19 protein-coding genes are annotated in these 18,813 nt (G+C 68.9%); 9 read left to right on the top strand and 10 right to left on the bottom strand.

The window, feature by feature from the left end; genetic code table 11:
* Positions 1 to 2 precede the first annotated feature (2 nt).
* From C5F75_RS22315 to C5F75_RS22295, 5 genes are all read right to left on the bottom strand, one after another.
* Entirely contained in the window at positions 3 to 1,397 is a 1,395-nt protein-coding gene (locus C5F75_RS22315) for a DUF1800 domain-containing protein (RefSeq protein ID WP_059585067.1), read from the bottom strand.
* Between the two features lie 220 nt (positions 1,398 to 1,617).
* On the bottom strand, positions 1,618 to 2,121 hold the full coding sequence (locus tag C5F75_RS22310) for a periplasmic heavy metal sensor (protein WP_060009371.1): 504 nt from the start codon (positions 2,119 to 2,121) through the stop codon (positions 1,618 to 1,620).
* Complete coding sequence (locus C5F75_RS22305; RefSeq protein ID WP_059585065.1) at positions 2,118 to 2,537, bottom strand: hypothetical protein; 420 nt, start codon at positions 2,535 to 2,537, stop codon at positions 2,118 to 2,120. Before C5F75_RS22305 ends, C5F75_RS22310 begins: the two co-directional genes overlap by 4 nt.
* Complete coding sequence (locus tag C5F75_RS22300) at positions 2,534 to 3,319, bottom strand: RNA polymerase sigma factor (protein ID WP_081066381.1); 786 nt, start codon at positions 3,317 to 3,319, stop codon at positions 2,534 to 2,536. The genes C5F75_RS22305 and C5F75_RS22300 overlap by 4 nt, the downstream gene beginning before the upstream one ends.
* A gap of 226 nt (positions 3,320 to 3,545) precedes the next feature.
* Positions 3,546 to 3,845 carry a YXWGXW repeat-containing protein gene (locus C5F75_RS22295; protein WP_059585141.1) on the bottom strand — a complete coding sequence of 100 codons (300 nt, stop codon included), beginning with the start codon at positions 3,843 to 3,845 and terminating at the stop codon, positions 3,546 to 3,548.
* A 320-nt stretch (positions 3,846 to 4,165) separates the two neighbouring features.
* Here C5F75_RS22295 and C5F75_RS22285 point away from each other — a divergent pair, with 320 nt between their 5' ends.
* From C5F75_RS22285 to yddG, 3 genes are all read left to right on the top strand, one after another.
* Positions 4,166 to 5,851: a purple acid phosphatase family protein gene (locus C5F75_RS22285; protein WP_059585064.1), complete on the top strand. Its 1,686-nt coding sequence runs from the start codon at positions 4,166 to 4,168 to the stop codon at positions 5,849 to 5,851.
* A gap of 100 nt (positions 5,852 to 5,951) precedes the next feature.
* Positions 5,952 to 6,107 (top strand): hypothetical protein, encoded by a 156-nt coding sequence (locus tag C5F75_RS37320; RefSeq protein WP_226093946.1) that lies wholly within the window; start codon positions 5,952 to 5,954, stop codon positions 6,105 to 6,107.
* A 310-nt stretch (positions 6,108 to 6,417) separates the two neighbouring features.
* Positions 6,418 to 7,362 (top strand): aromatic amino acid DMT transporter YddG, encoded by a 945-nt coding sequence (gene yddG / locus C5F75_RS22275; protein WP_143328754.1) that lies wholly within the window; start codon positions 6,418 to 6,420, stop codon positions 7,360 to 7,362.
* A gap of 66 nt (positions 7,363 to 7,428) precedes the next feature.
* Here yddG and C5F75_RS22270 read toward each other — a convergent pair whose 3' ends face one another.
* Together C5F75_RS22270 and C5F75_RS22265 are read right to left on the bottom strand one after the other, a co-directional pair.
* Positions 7,429 to 8,061, bottom strand: a complete 633-nt coding sequence (locus tag C5F75_RS22270) for a LysE family translocator (RefSeq protein WP_059585139.1) — start codon at positions 8,059 to 8,061, stop codon at positions 7,429 to 7,431.
* Between the two features lie 117 nt (positions 8,062 to 8,178).
* Positions 8,179 to 9,075, bottom strand: coding sequence for a LysR family transcriptional regulator (locus C5F75_RS22265; RefSeq protein ID WP_059585063.1), 897 nt, complete (start codon positions 9,073 to 9,075; stop codon positions 8,179 to 8,181).
* A gap of 221 nt (positions 9,076 to 9,296) precedes the next feature.
* Between C5F75_RS22265 and C5F75_RS22260 the strand changes: the two genes are divergently transcribed.
* Both C5F75_RS22260 and C5F75_RS22255 read left to right on the top strand, forming a co-directional pair.
* Positions 9,297 to 9,554 carry a hypothetical protein gene (locus C5F75_RS22260; protein ID WP_059585062.1) on the top strand — a complete coding sequence of 86 codons (258 nt, stop codon included), beginning with the start codon at positions 9,297 to 9,299 and terminating at the stop codon, positions 9,552 to 9,554.
* A 288-nt stretch (positions 9,555 to 9,842) separates the two neighbouring features.
* Complete coding sequence (locus C5F75_RS22255) at positions 9,843 to 10,142, top strand: DUF4148 domain-containing protein (protein ID WP_059585061.1); 300 nt, start codon at positions 9,843 to 9,845, stop codon at positions 10,140 to 10,142.
* Between the two features lie 83 nt (positions 10,143 to 10,225).
* Here the strand turns inward: C5F75_RS22255 and C5F75_RS22250 are convergent, their stop codons facing one another.
* The 3 genes from C5F75_RS22250 to C5F75_RS22240 form a co-directional block, all read right to left on the bottom strand.
* Positions 10,226 to 11,995: a GGDEF domain-containing protein gene (locus C5F75_RS22250; protein ID WP_059585060.1), complete on the bottom strand. Its 1,770-nt coding sequence runs from the start codon at positions 11,993 to 11,995 to the stop codon at positions 10,226 to 10,228.
* The gene (locus C5F75_RS22245; protein WP_059585059.1) at positions 11,992 to 13,122 is read right to left on the bottom strand and encodes an ABC transporter substrate-binding protein; all 1,131 of its coding nucleotides are present in this window, start codon (positions 13,120 to 13,122) and stop codon (positions 11,992 to 11,994) included. Before C5F75_RS22245 ends, C5F75_RS22250 begins: the two co-directional genes overlap by 4 nt.
* 159 nt (positions 13,123 to 13,281) lie before the next feature.
* Positions 13,282 to 14,004: a FadR/GntR family transcriptional regulator gene (locus tag C5F75_RS22240; protein WP_059585058.1), complete on the bottom strand. Its 723-nt coding sequence runs from the start codon at positions 14,002 to 14,004 to the stop codon at positions 13,282 to 13,284.
* A 269-nt stretch (positions 14,005 to 14,273) separates the two neighbouring features.
* On the opposite strand from C5F75_RS22240, the gene uxuA reads away from it, so the two are divergent.
* The 4 genes from uxuA to C5F75_RS22220 all read left to right on the top strand — a co-directional run bounded on the left by uxuA (position 14,274) and on the right by C5F75_RS22220 (position 18,768).
* Positions 14,274 to 15,335 (top strand): mannonate dehydratase, encoded by a 1,062-nt coding sequence (uxuA, locus tag C5F75_RS22235; RefSeq protein ID WP_179231779.1) that lies wholly within the window; start codon positions 14,274 to 14,276, stop codon positions 15,333 to 15,335.
* 72 nt (positions 15,336 to 15,407) lie between these two features.
* Entirely contained in the window at positions 15,408 to 16,718 is a 1,311-nt protein-coding gene (locus C5F75_RS22230; protein WP_060009368.1) for an MFS transporter, read from the top strand.
* A 129-nt stretch (positions 16,719 to 16,847) separates the two neighbouring features.
* Complete coding sequence (locus C5F75_RS22225) at positions 16,848 to 18,281, top strand: aminotransferase-like domain-containing protein (protein ID WP_059585137.1); 1,434 nt, start codon at positions 16,848 to 16,850, stop codon at positions 18,279 to 18,281.
* 97 nt (positions 18,282 to 18,378) lie between these two features.
* Positions 18,379 to 18,768 carry a hypothetical protein gene (locus C5F75_RS22220; protein WP_059585056.1) on the top strand — a complete coding sequence of 130 codons (390 nt, stop codon included), beginning with the start codon at positions 18,379 to 18,381 and terminating at the stop codon, positions 18,766 to 18,768.
* The last annotated feature ends 45 nt before the right edge of the window (positions 18,769 to 18,813 follow it).

Here is an 18,813-nt window from a genome sequence, read left to right as displayed (position 1 = left end):
GGTCATCTCCGTTGGAAATCGGGCGACACGAGCAGCAGCGCAAGTGACGTCGTCGCGCTTTCGGCGCGCGCGAGCGCGGTCGCGGTCGGCGCGCTCATCGAACCGGCGAGCAGCGTGTCGCCGAGCGTGCGCGGGTCGAGCCGGTCGCCCGTACGCGCGGCGAGACGCTGCGCGATCTCGACGCGGCGCACGAGCGCGTCGGGCGCGGCCCAGCTCGCGGCGACGTCGTCGTAGCCGGCCGGCGAGCCCGGCCGCCACACCGGCTGGCCGAGCTGCGCGAGCAGCGGCGCGGCCTCGAGATCACCCGTGTCGCGCCACCCGAGCCCGCGCAGCGACGATACGGCCCACTCCCACGGCGTCTTGAACTTGCGGTTGACCGGCGCCCACGCATCGGGCGCATCGACAAGCGCGCGATAGACGGTCGGTAAATCGCCGCCGCTCGCGGCGAATGCGCGCGCGAGCCGGTCGGTCAGCGCGGGCGGCAGGTTGTCGGCAACGAAATGACGAGCAAGCTGGAACGCGATGTGCCGGCCCGTCGCCTCCGAACACGCGAGGTCATGCAGGATCGCGCGCGCCTGCGCTTCGCCCGGTTGATCGTAGGTGCGGCCCATCACCGTGCGCGTGCCCGGTTCGTGCAGATTCGGGCGAAACACGAATGCGCCGGGCGCCGCATCGCCCGGCTGCGGCCCGCGCCCGCCGGCGATGCTCCAGCCGGTCAACGCACGGGCGAATTCCGTCACGTCGGCTTGCGTGTAACCGGTACGCACGCCGAGCGTGTGCAGTTCCATGATTTCGCGCGCGAGGTTCTCGTTGAGCCCGCGCTTCGCCGACGGATTGCGTGCCTGCGCACGCAGCGCGGCCGGGCTGTCGGGGCCGACCGAGCGCGCCTGATCGAGGAACACCTGCATCGCGGGATGCTGCTCGACGGCGACGAGCATGTCCTCGAACCGGCCGAGCACGTGCGGACGGATCGCGTCGCGTTCGAACGCGCCCGCATACGCGGCCACCTGCCCCTTGTCGACCGATACCGCGAAATGGTTCGCCCAGAAATGCACGAGACGTTCGACGAACGGCGCGGACGTGGTCAGCGCGCTGTTCATGCGCGCGGCGACGGCGCTGCGATACGCGTCGTAGCCGTCGCGGCGGATCGATTGCGCGGTCGCGCGCTTCGCGGCCGCGTCGTCGCCCGTCATCGCGTTGCGGATGTTCGCGAAGCGCGTGGCAAGCGTGACCGCGTCCGGCTCGCCGGCCCATGCGGCGGGCCGCGCGTCGTAGCGGTCGAATTGCGCGACGAGTGCCGCCTTCGGCTCGGCGGGCGGTGCTTCGTCGGCCCGTGCGCCGAGACCGAAACGGTTCAGCGCGATCGCGGCCGGCGTGGCGTCGTTCGGATGGTCCATGACGGGCTCTCTTGCGGTGCGTACTCACGTTCAACGCAAGCGCACCGGGAAATCCGTCGCGGGGCGGGAAAATATTTCTCGTGATCGGGGAAACGCCGGGCGGAAATCTCGCCGCACGGCGGCGCACATCGTCGACGGACAACGCCCGGGCGATGCGCCGGAACCGGCACACGCATGACGCGCGAGCAATACGCGGAGTCGCGTGCCGCCCGCGCGCGGCTTACTCGCTCGCCGATGCGTCCGGCTTCTTCCGCAGCTTCGGCGGCAGACGCCAGTTGCCGCTGTGCTGCAACCCGTCGACGAACTTCACGCGCTCGTCGGGCGTCAGCGTCGCCGCGAAATCGACGACGCTGCGCTCGACCTGCGCACGCATCGCGGTGTCGGCCGCGCGCGTGCGATCGAGCGCCGCATCGATCGCTGCGCGATCGAGTTGTGGCGCGGCGAGCAGGTCCAGCACGGTGATTCGGCCGTCGCGCCCTTCGCGCGCGAAATCGCGGCCGCTCTTGCGCGCCGCCTTCAGCGCGGCGGCAAACTCGCGCTGCCGCGCATCGGGCAATTCGTCCGCCGCGAATCGCAACGCCGTGCGCTGCGCGGGCGTGCCGCCCGCATGCAGGTCGCGATGCGTCGAGAACCATTGATATGCGCCGCCGCCGATCGCGCCGAGCATGAACACGTTCAGCACGACCGAGCCGACGAGGGTGAGTTTCCAGCCGCGTTCGGTCATTCGTCGCTCCCGTCCACGCCCGGACTGCCGAACGTCGTCGTCAGATAGCCCGGCTCGTGCGGCGCCGGCGGCGCGCTGCCGAGCATCAGCATCGACACGGCCACCGCGCCCGCGAGCGCACCGGCCAGGCCGACGCCCGCGAACGCCGCGCCCGACCACCATACGGCGCCGCGCCGGCGTGCGCGCCGCGGCGCGGGCGCCGTCGCGACGATGCGCTCGACGAGCGACGGCGCCGGCGGCTCGACCGTATCGCACGCGAGCCACGCATCGAGGTCGGCCGCATCGTCGAGCGCCAGCAGCGCGTCGCGCGGGTTCGCGTGCGCCCACGCCTCGGCGGCCGCGCGCTCGGCGGCCGGCCAGCGCCGCGCGTCCGAGCCGTACGCGGCGACGATGGTGCGAAATCGTTCGGGTGTCATCGCTTGTCCTCGCTAGGTGGGTCGCCGGCCAGTTGCGCGCGCAGATTGCGCCGCGCACGGGCGAGCAGGCTTTCCAGCGCATCGACGGTGATGCCCATCAGGTTGGCCGCTTCCACGTTCGACATTTCCTGATAGTACTGGAGCACCAGCGCTTCCCGCTGCCTCGGCGGCAATGCAGCCAGGGCCTGGCGCACGCGCGCGTCGCGCGAACGCAGTTCCGCATGCGCGGCCGGCTCCGGTTGCGTGTCGGGCACGTCGGGCAGCGTATCGACGGGCTCCTCGCGCCGGCCCCGCAACCGGTCGTAGCACAGGTTCAGCACGACGCGATGCAGCCACGTGTCGAAGCGGGCTTCGCCTTCACGCCAGCGCGGCGCCTGATTCCAGATTCGCAAGAACGTCTCCTGCGCGACGTCCTCGGCTTCGTTCCGGTCGCCGAGCATGCGCGTCGCCAATGCGAGCAGCCGCGGCAGCTTGCGCGCGACGAGCACGCGCACCGCCGATGAATCGCGCGCGCCGACGCGCGCGACGAGTTCCGCGTCCGGATCGCGGTCGCCGCGATCGCTCAACGCCGCCGGCTCCGTCGAGCGGCGCGCGAGCGCTGCACTGTCACGGCAGAGGGAACCGCCGCCCGGCTGAAGCTCATCGTGGTGCTCTCCTTGCATGCGTCGGGCCGGCGCCGGACGGCGCCATGCCGCCCGTTCGTCAACGCCGCGCGCGTCGCGCCCGACATGGCACACGGTGTCGGCCATATCCGTTTCATCGACGTCCGGTTCGCGCCGCATGTCGATCCCGTCAGCCGGCCGCGCGAGCGTCGGCCGGCGCGCTCAATATACGACGACCGGCGCGGGCCGGTAATACACCGGACGGGCCGGCACCACGACGCAGCCGGCCAGCACGATGGCTGCGGCCGCCACGATTACGATGGTTCGAAAAGGCATCGCTTCGGCTCATGATATTGCGTGGAAAATCCGCTGCGCCGGCATCGCATGCCGGGCGGCGGCCTGCGCGTCAGGCCCAGTGACCCGGCACCCAGCGCCAGGCCGGGCCGCGCGCGGCCCAATGCCCGGGCACCCAGTGGTAACCGACGCGCACGACCTGCCAGTGTCCCGGAATCCACACGTAACGGCCTTGCCGCCAGTGCCAGTGGCCCTGGTCCCACACGTAACCGGCACGGGGCGCCGGCATCACTTCGACGCGCGGCGGTGGCGGCGCGTAAGGCGCGACGATGACGGCCTGCGCGAATGCCGCCGACGCCGCAAGCGCGGCCACGCATCCGGCAGCCAATCGCAACTGAACGGAAAGTTTCATGAAAGACTCCGAAATAACGGGCATCGACCAGAAGCGGTCGTTCATGCGTTAAACGGAGCAGGCAGAAGAAATCCGTCGCGGTGTCGGCAAATAAATTTCGGGTGCGCCCCGGCACCGATGGTGACTGGAGGCGCACAACGCGCGGTTGTCCGCACCGGCCACCACGCATGCCGGGTCGCGGTACTGTCACACCGCGGCAAAACTGCCCTTCGACAATGCATGCGACCGGGATCCCGCTCGTTTCCGGCCCAGGCCCCGGCCGTGCTCGCGCATGGCCGCACGGTTCCCCACCTCGCGCCCCATCAACGAAAACACCGACCATGTCGAACCAGGACACTCTCCCTGACCAGCCGAACGAGCCGGCCGCGTCCGTGTCGCGTCGCGGCTTCCTGAAACTCGCCGGCGTCTCCGGCCTCGCCACCGCCGCCGGCGGGCTCGCGGCTGCCCGCGCCGGCGCGTCGAACCCGGACGGCACGCCCGAACAGGTTCACCTGACGTGGGGCAACGACCCGACGTCCGAAGTCGTGATCTCGTGGGCGTCGCTCGCGCCGGCCGTGAACCCGCGCGCGCGCATCGTCGCCGACGGCGAGCCGGCGCGCACCGTGCACGGCGTCCAGCGCCTGTACACCGACGGCCTGAACGGCGAAACGGTGTTCACGTACCACGCGCGCGTGCACGGGCTGAAGCCGGATACGCGCTACCGCTACGAGATCACGGCCGACAACGACAGCCATGCCGCGCAGCCGTTCTCCGCGAATTTCTCGACCGCGCCGCGCGGCCGCGCACCGTTTCGTTTCACGAGCTACGGCGACCTCGCGACGCCGAACGGCGCGTGGGTGCTGTCGTCGCCGCAGAGCCGCTTCGCGGTGCAGGCCGTCGAGCAGTTCCAGCCGCTCTTTCACCTGCTGAACGGCGACCTCTGCTACGCGAACCTGAACCCCGCGCACCAGCCCGACGTGTGGCGCGATTTCGGCAACAACAACCAGACGTCGGCCGCGAATCGCCCGTGGATGCCCTGCCCCGGCAACCACGAGATCGAATTCAACAACGGTCCGCAGGGGCTCGACTCGTACCTCGCCCGCTACACGCTGCCGGAGAACGGCACGCACTTCCCGGGCCGCTGGTACAGCTTCCGCGTGAGCTCGGTGCTGTTCGTGTCGCTCGACGCCGACGACGTCGTGTACCAGGATGCCGCCGCGTTCGTCGGCGGCCCGGCGCCGCTCGTGCCGGCCGCGAGCACCGGCCGCCCGCCGATCGAGCCCGGTACGTCGTTCTATGTGCGCGGCTACAGCAACGGCGAGCAGACACGCTGGCTCGAACGCACGCTGCGGCACGCCGCGCATGACGACGACATCGACTGGATCGTCGTGCAGATGCACCAGGACGCGCTCAGTTCGTCGAAGACGGGCAACGGGTCCGACAAGGGCATTCGCGAAGCGTGGCTGCCGCTGTTCGACCGCTACGGCGTCGATCTCGTGCTGTGCGGCCACGATCACGACTACGAGCGCAGCTATCCGGTGCGCGGCTGCAATCACCGCGCGGGCGTCGATGCGAAAACCGGCGAAGTGGTCGAAACGCTGCAGCCGCGCCCGGTCGGCTCGAACGATCCCGGCCGCACGACGTTCGACACGAGCCACGGCACGATCCACCTGATCCTCGGCGGCGGCGGCACCAGCGCGCCGCTCGACGTGTACGGCGAAAACCCGTCGACCGGTTTCGCGCAGGCGAAGGTGTTCACGAAGCCGAACCGGCCGGTGCCGGGCACCGCGCCGAACACGTTCGTGCGCCAGCCGGCCGATGCGCTCGAGGATGCGATCTGGTCCGCGCGCCGCGATACGGGCACCGGCTACGGGATCGCGGTGTTCGACCACGATCCGGGCAAGCCGGGCGGCCACACGACGATCACGATGCGCTACTACCACGCGCCGGGCGCCGACCAGCAGCCAACCGCGCAATACGAACTGTTCGAGACGATCGAGCTGAGCAAGAAGCGGCACGAGCGGTGATCGACGCGTCGGGCGCCCGCTGCGGCGGACGTCCGACGCGTTGCCGTCGAGAACGGAATACCCCGGCGCGAGTTAGACTGCCCGCCTCGCACACCGCCCCATGCAGATGAGTTTCGAATACCGCATTCACACGCCGCCTTCGGCCGCCGCATTCGATGCCGTCGCCATGTGCCGCGACAAGCGCATGGCGACGTCGACGTCGATCCACACGAACGGCGGCTTGAAGTTCGCGATGCGGCCGGCGGCTGGCCGCTGATCGATCTGTCGATCGACGAAGCCGGCTTCCTCCTTGTCACCACGCTCGGCCCGATGCGGAACGCGATGCTCGACTCGATCGACCCGCGTTGTCGGAAATCGGCGCGCCGTGGCGCATCGACGACGCGTGATCGGTTCTCGCGACTGCGTCGGTCATACAGGTGCGGCTGCAACGCCGCAACGGCCGCGCCCCCGTAAAATGCGCGTTTCCGGCGGAACCTTCGCTTGGTACCGCTGCTTGCGACAACAGCACGCGCGAGCCGACCCGAATCATCCGAAATCGAATGGGCATGTTGAAACACGCAGCAAGCATGAAACGCAAGAACCAGGCAACGCTCCTCGGGCTCGGCGCGGTGCTGTTATGGGCGTCGGTGGTCGCGCTCGTTCGCGGGGTCAGCGAAAGCCTCGGCGCGACCGGCGGCGCGGCGATGATCTATACGGTGGCGTCCGTGCTGCTGCTGTTCTCGATCGGCTTCCCCGACCTGAGCCGATTCCCGAAAAACTATCTGCTCTGGGGCGGGCTGCTGTTCGTGTCGTACGAGGTATGCCTGTCGCTGTCGATCGGCTATGCGCGCAACGGTCAGCAAGCGATCGAAGTCGCGATGGTCAACTATCTGTGGCCGAGCCTCACGCTGGTCGCCGCCATCGTGTTCAACAAGCAGCGCGCGAACCTGCTCGTCGTGCCGGGCGTCCTGCTGTCGATGCTCGGCATCTGCCGGGTGCTCGGCGGCGACCAGGGGCTCGATCCGGCCGGCATGCTGCGCAACGTCGCGGACAATCCGCTGAGTTACGGGCTGGCATTCTTCGGCGCGCTGATCTGGGCCGGTTATTGCACGGTGACCGCGCGCATCGCCGACGGCAGGAACGGCGTCACGCCGTTCTTCATGCTGGTCGCCGCGGTGCTCTGGATCAAGTTCGCGATCGAAGGCGGCGGCGCCATGACGTTCAGTTTGCACGCGGTCGCGTATCTCGTGCTGGCCGCGTCGGCGCTCGGCTTCGGCTATGCGGCCTGGAACACCGGCATCATGCACGGCAACGTGACGGTCATCGTCGGCGCATCGTACTTCACCCCGGTGCTCGCCGCTGCCCTCGCCGCGATGCTGCTCGATGCGCCGCTGTCCGCCGAATTCTGGCAAGGCGCGTCGATGGTGTGCGGCGGGTCGATCCTGTGCTGGCTCGCGACACGCGGCCGGCGTCGTGACAAGGCCAAGCGCGTGCGGACGAGCAAGCAGGCCGAGGGCAATTGCCACGGGTGACGATGGCCGGGGCATTGACGGCAGGCCGGATCCCGACCGGCCGTGCTCGGAGCCGCGTCCACCGCGCTAGCTTCGCGATTCGAGCGCGATCCGCATCGCCAGCCCGGCCAGCACCGTCCCCATCAGCCAGCGCTGAGCCGCCGCCCAGAGCGGCCGCCCCGCGAGAAAGCCCGCGATCGAACCCGCCGCGCACGCGATCAGCGCGTTGACGCTGACGCTCACCGCGATCTGCACGCAGCCGAGCGCGAGCGATTGCGCGAGCACGCTGCCGTGCCCCGGCACGATGAACTGCGGCAGCAACGACAGGTACATCACCGCGATCTTCGGGTTCACGAGGTTCGTGATGAAGCCCATCGCGAACAACCTGATGCGGCTGTCGTGCGGCAACTCCCTGACCTGAAACGCGGAGCGCCCGCCCGGCTTCAGCGCCTGCCACGCGAGGTAGGCGAGATACAGCGCGCCGGCAACGCGCAGCGCATCGTACGCATACGGCACGGTCATCACCAGCGCGGTGATGCCCACTGCCGCGCAGACCATGTAGAACACGAATCCCAGCGCGACGCCGCCGAGCGACACCAGCCCGGCGCGGCGGCCCTGGCAGATCGAGCGCGAAACCAGGTAGATCATGTTCGGTCCGGGCGTCAGCACCATGCCGAGCGACACGAGTCCGAACGCAAACAGGGTGGGCAAGGCAGGCACGGCACGCTCCTTCAGGGCGACGATCACGAGGTGCGAACAATGTATTGCATCGCGGCCGTCGTCGGCATGAATAAACTGCAAGCGGCCCATGAGCGCCGTTCATCTTGCGGCCGGCCGCTACCTGCCCTTTTTCGCGCGCGTGCGAATCGTCTTTTCCGCTTTCGCACGTTGCGCGTCGACGAGCCGCACGAACGCGTCGGCGACCGCGTTGCCGGCGGTATTCCACGCCAGCCGCACGGACCGATGCAGCCGCGGCGACAGGGCCAGCACGCGGCCGCCGAACGGTGTGTACGTGAGCGTGATGCGCGGCACGATCGACACGCCCATGCCGGCTTCAGCCATCGACAGGATGGTGCGCATCTCGACCACGTTGAACGCCGCCCGAAGCGGCGCGCCGCCGCGCGCGAAGTAATCCGCGATCACCGGCCCGCACCCGGCCTTCGAGAAGATGAACGGCGCCGCGGCCAACTGCCTGGCCGACACGCTCTTGCGGCCGGCGAACATGTCGGCGGCCGCCACCGCGACGAAATCCTCGTCGAGCAGCGGCAGGTTGTGCGCGAACGTCTTCGTGCCGGCCACCACGCCGACGTCGGCCGTCCCGTCGTCGATCCACCCTTCGACTTCGCTGTCCGTGCCTTCGAGCAGCACCGCCGATACGCCCGGGTGCATCGCCTTCAACGCCTCGAGCGCGGGAACGACGAACGCCAGCGAGACGCTCGGCAGCGACGCGACCACCAGCTTTCCTTCGAGCTTGCCGCGCGCCAGGCTGAACTGCTGACGCAGCATCTGCGCTTCCCGCACCACGCTCTGCACATACGGCCACAGGCGTTCGCCGGCCGCCGTCAGGAGGACCGGCTGCCGGTCGCGCCAGAGCAGCTTGATCTGCGTGATGTCCTCCAGCTCCGTCAGCGCGTGGCTGATCGCGGATTGGCTGCGGCTGAGCCGGTCTGCCGCGGCCGTCAGCGAGCCGAGCTCCACCACCGCAGCCAGGGCCTGCAACTGGGCAAGCGTCATCGGGTTTCCTTGTTCGAGGGCATGTATTCTGTGCATGGTATGCCGCGTTCTCTTGAATTATATTGAACCGGCCCTGCGGTCAGGCAGCGGACAGCCACGCGTCGCCACGCCGCACCATTCGATGATGCACTTCAATCCGACTGAACGACTGCCACGCCCGGCGCCGCCGGCGTCCGGCACCACGTCCTGCTTCATTCCCGAAGACGCGCTAGACTAGCCGGATGGAACAATGCCGTTATTGCCTGAGAATCCGCGATGAATGGGATTGCCACGGCGACGAATGCCGCCGGGCAATCGCCAAGGCGCTGCGCCGGCAGCGCGCGGGCCTGCCGATGGTCCCCGATCGCATCCGCAACGAGTTGCCGTCCGGCGCGCCGACCCAGCAAGTGATCGCGGTCCTGTCGCGCCAGCGGCTGCGCGCGCGTCGCGGCAACGAGGAGCGCCGCGAGCGCAAGGAAATCGACGACGACGGGGTCTGAGCCGGCACCCTGGCGCGAGCCGTGCCGCCGCGCGACGGTCGCCGGCCCTTCGACGCCCGGGCGCCCGCGCCCGCGCGACATCCCGCCCTTTCACTCTCCCGCCACTCCGTTCAATCCCCGTAATACAGCGTGGGGACAGAAGGGGTTCGGTCGCGGCATTGTTACCGCGAAAGCAACGATCTTTCACTCAAATTCACGTTTACCCTAGGTGACCCCGCGCCTACGATGTATTCAACCGCTGACGACATGGCGTCGAACGCGGAAAGCCAATAAACACCGGAGGTCATCATGAAATCGCTCGTTTCCGCAGTCGCAGCCGCCGTCGCCCTGTCCGCCTCGTTCGGCGCATTCGCACAAAGCACCGTGACCCGTGCCCAGGTGCGCAATGAACTGGTCCAGCTCGAAAACGCCGGCTACAAGCCGAGCCAGTCGAGCCCGTACTACCCGGCCGACGTCCAGGCCGCGGAAGCCCGCGTGCGCGGCGTCGACAACAGCGGCTTCGGTTCGCAACCGGCCGCGACCGGCGAGAGCGGCGCACCGGCCGTGCGGGTGCAAAGCCGGCACGACTCGGTCTACTTCGGCCATTAAGCGCGCCGCCGCGCGCCCTGCGCGCGCAGCCCGCACGGCGAGGAGCCCGTCCCGCGACGGGCTCTTCGCGTTTCGGCCCGCCGTCAGCGGCCGCCCGACGCGACGCGGCCGGTCTCGTCCGGCGCGCTGCCCCGAATCAGATCCTGGTAGCGCACGCATGCGCGCTGCGCGGACGCCTTGGCCGCGTACATCGCCGCGTCGGCCTTGACGAGCAGTTCCTCGGCCGACGCGCCGTCCGCGGGGAACTCGCTGACACCGATGCTCGCCCCGACGGCCACGCGCCGTTCGTCGAACTCCAGTTCCTCGGCCATCACGATCTGGATGCGCGTCGCGACATCGCCGATCACCGCCGGCGAATGCACGTCCGAGAGCAGCACGATGAATTCGTCGCCGCCCAGCCGGGCCACCATGTCGCCGCTGCGCAGCACGTGGGTCAACCGCTTCGCAACGGTGACCAGCGTGCGATCGCCGGCCGAGTGTCCGAGCTGGTCGTTGATCTGCTTGAACCCGTCCAGGTCGACGAACATGACGGCCAGCCCTTCGCGTACCGCGGCCGCGTGCCGGATCGCGGCGTCCAGATGCTCCATGAACAGCATACGGTTCGGCAGCGCGGTCAGCGGATCGTGGCCGGCGAGATGCGTGAGCTCCTGCTGCTTCGCGCGCAGCATCGCGACCTGCGTGCGGATCTCGACGCGCATGCTTTCGAAACAGCGCGCGAGCACGCCGATCTCGTCGGCACGCTCGACCGGCAGCCGCTCGGCGGCCGGATCGTCGAACACATGCGTCGCCGCGCGCGCAAGCGTCTGCAACGGCCGCGTGATCGCACGCGCGAACAGGATCGCAAGGATCACCGCGAGCATGCTCGATACGAGCACCATCCTGACGATCCGTTCGCCCAGCATGCCGGCCGGCGCGAGCACGTCGCCCAGCGGGCGGGCCATCCCGAGCACGACGAAGCGGTTGCCGTCGTCGTGCCCGAACGGCGTACGCACGAACGCGAACATCTGGCCCGGCGCCTCGTCGGGCTGCGCGAGGCCGTTGAGCGTCACGTTCGTGCGCGCACTGTCGAACAGCGCGCGCGTGGCCGCGAAGCGATCCTGCATCAGCACGCGCCGGCCGCGATCGAAGCCGAACGTCTGTGACGAATCGGGATGCACGAGAAAGTCGCCCCACTCGTTCGCGAGATAGACCCCGTAGTCTCGCGGCAAGTCGCGTTCGAGCCGGTCGAACACGCGCGACAGCTCGACGTCGACGACGAGCGCGCCGACCGTCTGGCCCGACGCGTCGACCACCGGCGTCCCCACGCGCAGGATCGGCAGCCCTTGCGCCGCATGCGCGCCCGTCTCGTGATTGATCGCGATCGGCGACAGGTAGATATGACCGGGCGCCATCGCGAGCGTATCGAATACGTAGGAAAACTGTCCTTTCTCCTGGAATACGCTTTCGGGCAGCACGACGATGCCGCGCGCATCACGATCGAGGCGAATGCGTTCGATCCCGAAATGCCCGCTCGCGATCAGGCGGATCTGCAGGTATTCCGGATGATTCCTCATGAAGCTGTAATACACCTGCTCGAGCCGCATGCGGCTCGCGTTGTCCGGGTGGTCGGTGCCCGCGACGAACGCGGACGACGGCAACTGCGCGAGCACGAGCGCATCGTCGGCCACGTCGGCGAGCGCGGTCGTGAAGCGCTGGCCGAGCAATTGCGTCGACATCAGCAGGCTGTGCTGCGCTTCCTGCACGAGCATCGCGCGGTTGGCGCGATACGCGTAGTAGCCGGTCGTGCCGGACGCGATCACGCCGATGCATGCGAACAGCACCGACAGCTTCGACGTGAGCCCGAGCCGGATCATTTTCCGAACTGCTCCGGCCGGTCGCCCGACACGATGCGGCTCCACAGCGATTCGCGGCGCGCGATGTCCTCCACGGGCTGAATCCAGACGAGATGCTGGCGCCCGGTCTCCACGCCGCGAGGCGGCTCGAGCGTGTTCGCGAGACCCTGGCGCTCGGTGAGCAGCGTGCCGATCGCCGGTTCGAGCATGTAGTTGATCCACGCGAACGCGAGCTGGGGACGTTGCGCGCCGCGCGTGACGGCCCAGCAGTCGAGCCATGCCAGCGCGCCTTCGTCCGGGATCACGTAGCCGACGTCCGCGCCGGCGCGACGCAACTGCTCGACCTGCTGCGTGCCGTAGTTGCCGAACATCAGCGCTGCGCGATGCTGGACAAAGAGCGCGGTCGCCTCCTCGGGCAGCGTGTAGTACGTCAGCAGGTTGCGGCGCAGGTCGATCAGCTTGCGGGCGACGGCAAGCGTCTGCGCAGGCGACAGGCGGAACGGGTCGGGATAGCCGAGCGCCAGCGCCGTAAACGAGAAATTGTGCTGCGCGCTGTTGAAGTCGAGCACCTTGCCGCGGTAACGCGGATTCCACAACTCGCGCATCGAGCGCGGCGCGGCCGGCACCTGCTTGCGGTCGTAGATCAGCCCCATCGACGAATACGTGAACGGAATCGCGTAGGACGCGCCGTCCTGCACGAGGCCGCCGATCGTCGCGAGCTGCTGGAAATTCGGCAACTGCCGCCGCCGGTTCGGGACGCGCGGCAGGTCGATCGGTGCGAGCAGGTGTTCGTGCGCATAGCGCTGGATCTCGGCCGTATTCGCGGCCAGCACGTCGTACGGGGGCGGCGATGCGCTGTGCATGCGCGCCCACAGCGCTTCGTCGGAATCGACCAGCGTCACCTCGACGCGCACATGAAACTGCGCCTCGAATGCGCTGACGATATCGCTGTCGGCATAACCGGGCCACGCCAGCACGCGCAGCACGTTGTCGTTGGCGGTTTCGGGAGAGGCGGCGAAGGTGGGCGGCACGGGCGCCAGCAAGCCCAGCGTCAATATGACGAGCAGCGCGCGCACGGCGCCGCGTGCGCGCCTGGGTGCGCCAATTCCGCTGATCAATGGGACCCCGTGTGAATCGCCCGGCTGCATTCGACTGTCCTTTTTCGAGTCGATGCGATATCCCGCAACGAGACCATAAAACGCACGGTCGCGCAATTGGAACAAGCCGCACACGGCGCGCGTTCGCGGGCCGCGGACGGCAAATGCGACGCGATAACTCAGGCCCGTGTCGGGTCGCGAAGACGAACGTCAGCGCCAGGCCTGCGTGAATTCCGCGATCACGCGCGACAGGTGCGCGCGCATCGCGTCGCGCGCACCGTCCGCGTCGCGCGCCATGATCGTCGCGAAGATGCGCTGGTGATCGTCCTGCGACGCCTCGCGCAGCGCGGTCGAGTGAAAGTGCTCCTCGATCTTGTCCCACAGCGGATCGCTGCGCGCACAATCCCACATCGCCGTGACCATGTGCAGCAGCACCGTGTTGCCGGTCGATTCCGCGATTCGCAGATGGAACTGACGATCGGCCGCGTCATAGGCGGCCTTGTCGTTCATCTGCTCGCGCATCGTCGTCAGCGAGAAAAACAGGCGGTCGAGATCGGCATCCTTGCGTTCGGTCGCCGCGAGCGCCGCGACTTCCGCCTCGATCAGCCCGCGCGCGCGCAGCGTCTCGATCGGCCCCGGGCCGCGCGGTACTTCGAACGTCACAGGCCGCGCGGCATCGGCCGCCGACACATAGATGCCCGAGCCGATCCGCACCTCGACGATTCCCTGCACCTCGAGCGCGATGATCGCCTCGCGCACCTGCGTGCGGCTCACGCCGAACTGGTCGGCCAGGCTGCGCTCCGACGGCAGCCGCGCGCCGGCTTCGAACGCGCCGGCGGCCACCATCGCGTGAATCTGTCGCGCGAGGCCGATATAGGAGCGGTCCGCGGCATCGGTGTCGCGGCTGGCGGGCAGGCTGGAAAGATCGGTCATCGGAAGGCTCGCAACAGGCTGGCCGGCGCCGCTGCGGCGCCGGATCGTCAAAATGGTACACCAATTTGTACGACACCCCCGGTTCGACCGTTGGCCGGCCTTGTCTGGCGCTTCCGGAAACGTCACACGGACCAGCGTTCGCCCGAACAACTGGTAAACCACTATCCCGCACAATTGGCATACCAATCATAATCCGCATACCGACGACGGGCCGGCACGCTGCCGCCCCGGCCGTCCGACGCATGAACCGCCAGCCAGGAGCCGCTCCAGTGAAGATGTCTTTCCGTTGGTACGGCGAGTCCGATCCGGTCTCGCTGCAATACATCCGCCAGATCCCCGGCGTCACGCATATCGTGTCCGCGATCTACGACGAACCGGTGGGCGAGGTCTGGCCCGCGCACAAGATCGAAGCGCTGAAGGCGACGATCGAACGCGCCGGCCTGCAGTTCGACGTCGTCGAGTCGGTGCCCGTGCACGAGGACATCAAGCTCGGCAAGCCGGGCCGCGACCGCCTGATCGACCACTACCGGCAGACGATCCGCCATCTCGGCGCGGCCGGCATCCGCGTCGTCTGCTACAACTTCATGCCCGTGTTCGACTGGACGCGCACCGAGCTGTCGAAGACGCTCGACGACGGTTCGACCTGCCTCGCATTCAGCACCGACGCGGTCGACCGGATCGATCCGAACGACGGCATCGCGCTGCCCGGCTGGGATTCGAGCTACCGGCCCGAACAGTTGCAGGCGCTGCTCGCCGACTACCGCGACGTCGACGAGCACGCGCTGTGGGCCAACCTTGAATACTTCCTGAAGGCGATCATTCCGGTCGCCGAGGAAGCCGGCGTGAAGATGGCGATCCACCCCGACGATCCGCCGCGACCGATCTTCGGGCTACCGCGCATCGTGAAGAACCGCGACGATCTCGCGCGGATCGTGCGCCTCGTCGATTCCCCCGCGAACGGCTTGACGCTGTGCTCGGGCTCGCTCGGCGCGGGCCCCGAGAACGACGTCGAAGCGCTCGTGCGCGAGTTCGGCGCGATGGGCCGCATCCATTTCGCGCACATCCGCAACGTGAAGGTCGATGCGAACGGCGATTTCGAGGAAACCGCGCATCTGTCGAGCTGCGGCTCGCTCGACATCGCCGCGATCGTGAAGGCGTACCACGACACCGGCTTCACCGGCTACGTGCGCCCCGACCATGGCCGCATGATCTGGGGCGAAACGGGCAAGCCCGGCTACGGCCTCTACGACCGAGCGCTCGGCGCGGTCTACCTGAACGGCCTGTGGGAAGCGCTGACGAAGTTCGACCGCGCACCGCAAGCGTCGCGGTAATCCGCCTTTCGAGGCGGCCGGCGCAGCGGATCGCCGGTCGCCCGCCACGACATTCCGCACGGAGACACCTGCATGCCACGCATCCGATGGGCCATGATCCTGATGTGCTTCCTGGCCAACGTCATCAACTTCATCGATCGCGCGAACCTCGCGATCGCCGCACCCAGCATCCGTGCCGATCTCGGCCTCGACGCGGTCGGCATGGGGCTCGTGCTGAGCGCGTTCTTCTGGACCTATGCGTTCCTGCAATTGCCGGCCGGCTGGTTCATCGACAAGGTCGGCGTGCGCGTTAGCCTCGCGCTGGCCGTCGGCTGGTGGTCGGTGTTCACCGTCGCGACGGGCGCCGCGCGCGGCCTCGCGCAACTGGTCGGCGTACGGCTGATGCTCGGCGTCGGCGAAGCGGCCGCGATCCCTTCGTTCGCGAAGGTCGCGTTCAACTGGTTCCCGCGCAGCGAGCGCGGGCTGGCCAGCAGCATCTTCGACAGCGGCTCGCGCGTCGGCTCGGCGTTGTCGCTGCCGCTCGTCGCGTGGCTGATCTCGCTGGTCGGCTGGCGCGGGTCGTTCGTGATCACGGGCGGCATCGGCATCGTATGGGCGCTGGCGTGGTGGTTCGTCTATCGCGATCCGGAACGCTATCGCGCGATCGCGCCGGACGCCGTCGACGCGCTGCTCGCGCAACGCGGCGCGCCGACGGTTGCGGCCGCAACCGACGGCCCGAAGGTGTCGTGGCTCGACCTGTTCCGCTACCGCACCGTGTGGGGAATGATGATCGGCCTGTTCTGCCTGAACTTCGCGATCTACTTCTTCATCACGTGGTTCCCGAGCTACCTGCTGCAGTCGCGCGGCTTCTCGCTCGCGTCGCTCGGCACGTGGGGCATGCTGCCCGCGCTGCTCGCGATTCCCGGCGGCTGGCTCGGCGGCTACGTGTCGGACAGCCTGTTCCGCCGCGGCTGGAGCGCCACCGCCGCGCGCAAGACCTGCCTCGTGTTCGGCATGCTGCTGTCGTCGTCGATCGCGCTGTCCGCGTTCGTCGAAAACGACTGGGCCTGCCTCGGCCTGTTCGCACTCGCGTATGCCAGCCTGTCGTTCGCCGGCGCCAACGTGTGGACGCTCGTCGGCGAAGTCGCGCCGACGCCCGCGCACGTCGCCTCGCTCGGCGGCATCCAGAACTTCGCGGGCAATCTCGCGGGCATCTTCATCACGACCTTCACCGGCGTGATGCTGTCGATCACGAAAGGCTCGTTCGTGGTGCCGCTCGCGGTGGCCGGCGCGCTGTGCGTGGTCGGTGCACTGTCGTACCTGTTCGTGGTCGGCAAGGTCGAGCCGTTGCCGCCGCTGCGGCGCGGCGGCAGCGGGCGCAACGCCGAGCCGAACGCGGCCTGACGCCGCGGGACGGCGCGGCCGGAACAGCCGCGCTTTCCTTTTCGGGCCGCGCATCGGACAATGGGCCGCGCCCGCCGGCGCGGCGCCGCTGCGGCCCGCGTGCGGCGGCGACGCACTCCGCCCACGCCGATGAAACGCTACGAAACCCTCGCCCATACGATCGCCGACGACATCCGCAACGGCAACCTTGCCGTCGGCACGCGCCTGCCGTCGCTGCGGCAGATCATCGCGCAGCATGGCGTGAGCCAGTCGACGGTGTTTCGCGCGTATTACCTGCTCGAACAGTGGGGGTTGATCCGCGCGCGCGAACGCTCCGGCTACTACGTCGCGCCGGGCGCGCAACCGGCCGCGAGCCCGGCGGCGAAGCACCGTACGCGCCGCGTCGGCGCCACGCGCAAGGTCGACATCAGCAACCTCGTGTTCTCCGTGCTCGATGCGGCCACGCAGCCGGGCATCGTGCCGCTCGGGTCCGCGTTCCCGGCGCCGCAACTGTTTCCGCTGCCGCGTCTGGCGAAGTCGCTCGCGCAAGCCGCGCGGCTCGTGAGCCCGTGGAGCACCGTCGTCGACCTGCCGCCCGGCAGCGAAGCGCTGCGCCAGCAGATCGCGCGGCGCTATCTCGCCACCGGCATCTCGCAGCCGATCGACGAAATCGTCGTCACGAACGGTGCACTCGAAGCACTGAACCTGTGCCTGATGGCCGTCACGCGGCCCGGCGACGTCGTCGCCGTCGAAGCGCCCGGCTTCTATGCGGCGCTGCAGGCGATCGAGCGGCTCGACCTGCGCGCGGTCGAGATTCCCGTCGATCCGCGCACGGGCCTCGATCTCGATGCGCTCGCGAACGCGCTCGACCGGCACGACATCCGCGCGTGCTGGTTCATGACCAATTTCCAGAATCCGACCGGCGTCACGCTGTCCGCCGAAAAAAAGCGCGCGCTCGTCGACCTGCTCGCGGCGCGCGAGGTGCCGCTGATCGAGGACGACGTGTACGGCGAGCTGCATTTCGGCCCGGACTACCCGCTGCCCGCGCGCGCGTTCGACCGTCATGGCCTCGTGATGCACTGCAGTTCGTTCTCGAAGACGCTCGCGCCCGGCTACCGGATCGGCTGGGCCGCCGCCGGCCGGTTCGCGGAGAAGGTGCAGCGGCTCAAGCTGATGACGACGCTGTCGGCCAGCATTCCGGCGCAGGCCGGCATCGCGAACTATCTCGAGCACGGCGGCTACGACCGGCACCTGCGCAAGCTGCGCGGCGCGCTGCACGCGCAGCTCGACCGGATGGACGACGCGCTGCGGCGCTGGCTGCCGGCCGGCGTCGAATGGGTACGGCCCGACGGCGGGTATTTTCTGTGGCTCGCGTTTCCCGACGCGATCGACGCGATGGAACTGCATCGCCAGGCGATCGCCCGCGGCATCAGCTTCGCGCCGGGGCCGCTCTTTTCGGCCGCGCACGGCTTCGAGCGCTGCGTGCGCGTGAACTTCGGCCACCCGTGGAGCCGCGACATCGAACGCGCGATCCGCGTGCTCGGCGAACTGGTCGCGCAGCCGCCCGTCCGCAAGGCAGGCTGATCGCACACGATGCGCGCGGCGCGGGGCGCGTCACGGCCATGCAGCCAGGCCGCACGCGGGTTACATTGCAGGTCCTGCCGCCCTTTCCCGATTGCCCATGAGCCCACTGCCTTACGTCGATCACGACGCGCTGCTGAAACTGACGGCCGAAGCCGCGCATGTCACGCAGCCGTGCGCATGCACGAGGACCTCGCTCGCCGGCTGGACGACCCTGCCGCTGTCGCTGCCGGACACGCAACTGACCGAAGTGGCCACGCTCGTCGCGCCGGGCGAAGCCGAGCCGACCTATGCGGAATATCATCCGGCCGGCACGCGCTACGCATCGGACGACGCACCGATCGCGCCGCGCCATTTCCCGTACAACCGCTGCACCGTCAGCCGCTGCCGCACGTGCGGCCGCCTGTTCCTGCGCTACCAGGAAGGCGGCGGCTACTTCATCGACCAGCGCATCCGCGCACTCGATCCGGCGCTCGTCGTCGACGCTTGACCTCGGAACGCGATGAACCGCAAGCAAACCGGCGGGCACCCGACG

The sequence above is a fragment of the Burkholderia anthinoferrum genome (assembly GCF_002925705.1).
In the GTDB taxonomy this organism is placed as follows: domain Bacteria; phylum Pseudomonadota; class Gammaproteobacteria; order Burkholderiales; family Burkholderiaceae; genus Burkholderia; species Burkholderia semiarida.
The sequence above is the reverse complement of the archived record's forward strand: the minus strand, read 5'-3'. Positions and strand labels throughout refer to the sequence as shown.

What these genes read in the sequence shown, in the direction of transcription:
- C5F75_RS22315 (WP_059585067.1), bottom strand. Translation starts at nt 1,397, where the DNA reads ATGGACCATCCGAACGACGCCACGCCGGCCGCGATCGCGCTGAACCGT.
- C5F75_RS22310 (WP_060009371.1), bottom strand. Translation starts at nt 2,121, where the DNA reads ATGACCGAACGCGGCTGGAAACTCACCCTCGTCGGCTCGGTCGTGCTG.
- C5F75_RS22305 (WP_059585065.1), bottom strand. Translation starts at nt 2,537, where the DNA reads ATGACACCCGAACGATTTCGCACCATCGTCGCCGCGTACGGCTCGGAC.
- C5F75_RS22300 (WP_081066381.1), bottom strand. Translation starts at nt 3,319, where the DNA reads ATGCGGCGCGAACCGGACGTCGATGAAACGGATATGGCCGACACCGTG.
- C5F75_RS22295 (WP_059585141.1), bottom strand. Translation starts at nt 3,845, where the DNA reads ATGAAACTTTCCGTTCAGTTGCGATTGGCTGCCGGATGCGTGGCCGCG.
- C5F75_RS22285 (WP_059585064.1), top strand. Translation starts at nt 4,166, where the DNA reads ATGTCGAACCAGGACACTCTCCCTGACCAGCCGAACGAGCCGGCCGCG.
- C5F75_RS37320 (WP_226093946.1), top strand. Translation starts at nt 5,952, where the DNA reads ATGCAGATGAGTTTCGAATACCGCATTCACACGCCGCCTTCGGCCGCC.
- yddG (WP_143328754.1), top strand. Translation starts at nt 6,418, where the DNA reads ATGAAACGCAAGAACCAGGCAACGCTCCTCGGGCTCGGCGCGGTGCTG.
- C5F75_RS22265 (WP_059585063.1), bottom strand. Translation starts at nt 9,075, where the DNA reads ATGACGCTTGCCCAGTTGCAGGCCCTGGCTGCGGTGGTGGAGCTCGGC.
- C5F75_RS22260 (WP_059585062.1), top strand. Translation starts at nt 9,297, where the DNA reads ATGGAACAATGCCGTTATTGCCTGAGAATCCGCGATGAATGGGATTGC.
- C5F75_RS22255 (WP_059585061.1), top strand. Translation starts at nt 9,843, where the DNA reads ATGAAATCGCTCGTTTCCGCAGTCGCAGCCGCCGTCGCCCTGTCCGCC.
- C5F75_RS22250 (WP_059585060.1), bottom strand. Translation starts at nt 11,995, where the DNA reads ATGATCCGGCTCGGGCTCACGTCGAAGCTGTCGGTGCTGTTCGCATGC.
- C5F75_RS22245 (WP_059585059.1), bottom strand. Translation starts at nt 13,122, where the DNA reads ATGCAGCCGGGCGATTCACACGGGGTCCCATTGATCAGCGGAATTGGC.
- C5F75_RS22240 (WP_059585058.1), bottom strand. Translation starts at nt 14,004, where the DNA reads ATGACCGATCTTTCCAGCCTGCCCGCCAGCCGCGACACCGATGCCGCG.
- C5F75_RS22230 (WP_060009368.1), top strand. Translation starts at nt 15,408, where the DNA reads ATGCCACGCATCCGATGGGCCATGATCCTGATGTGCTTCCTGGCCAAC.
- C5F75_RS22225 (WP_059585137.1), top strand. Translation starts at nt 16,848, where the DNA reads ATGAAACGCTACGAAACCCTCGCCCATACGATCGCCGACGACATCCGC.
- C5F75_RS22220 (WP_059585056.1), top strand. Translation starts at nt 18,379, where the DNA reads ATGAGCCCACTGCCTTACGTCGATCACGACGCGCTGCTGAAACTGACG.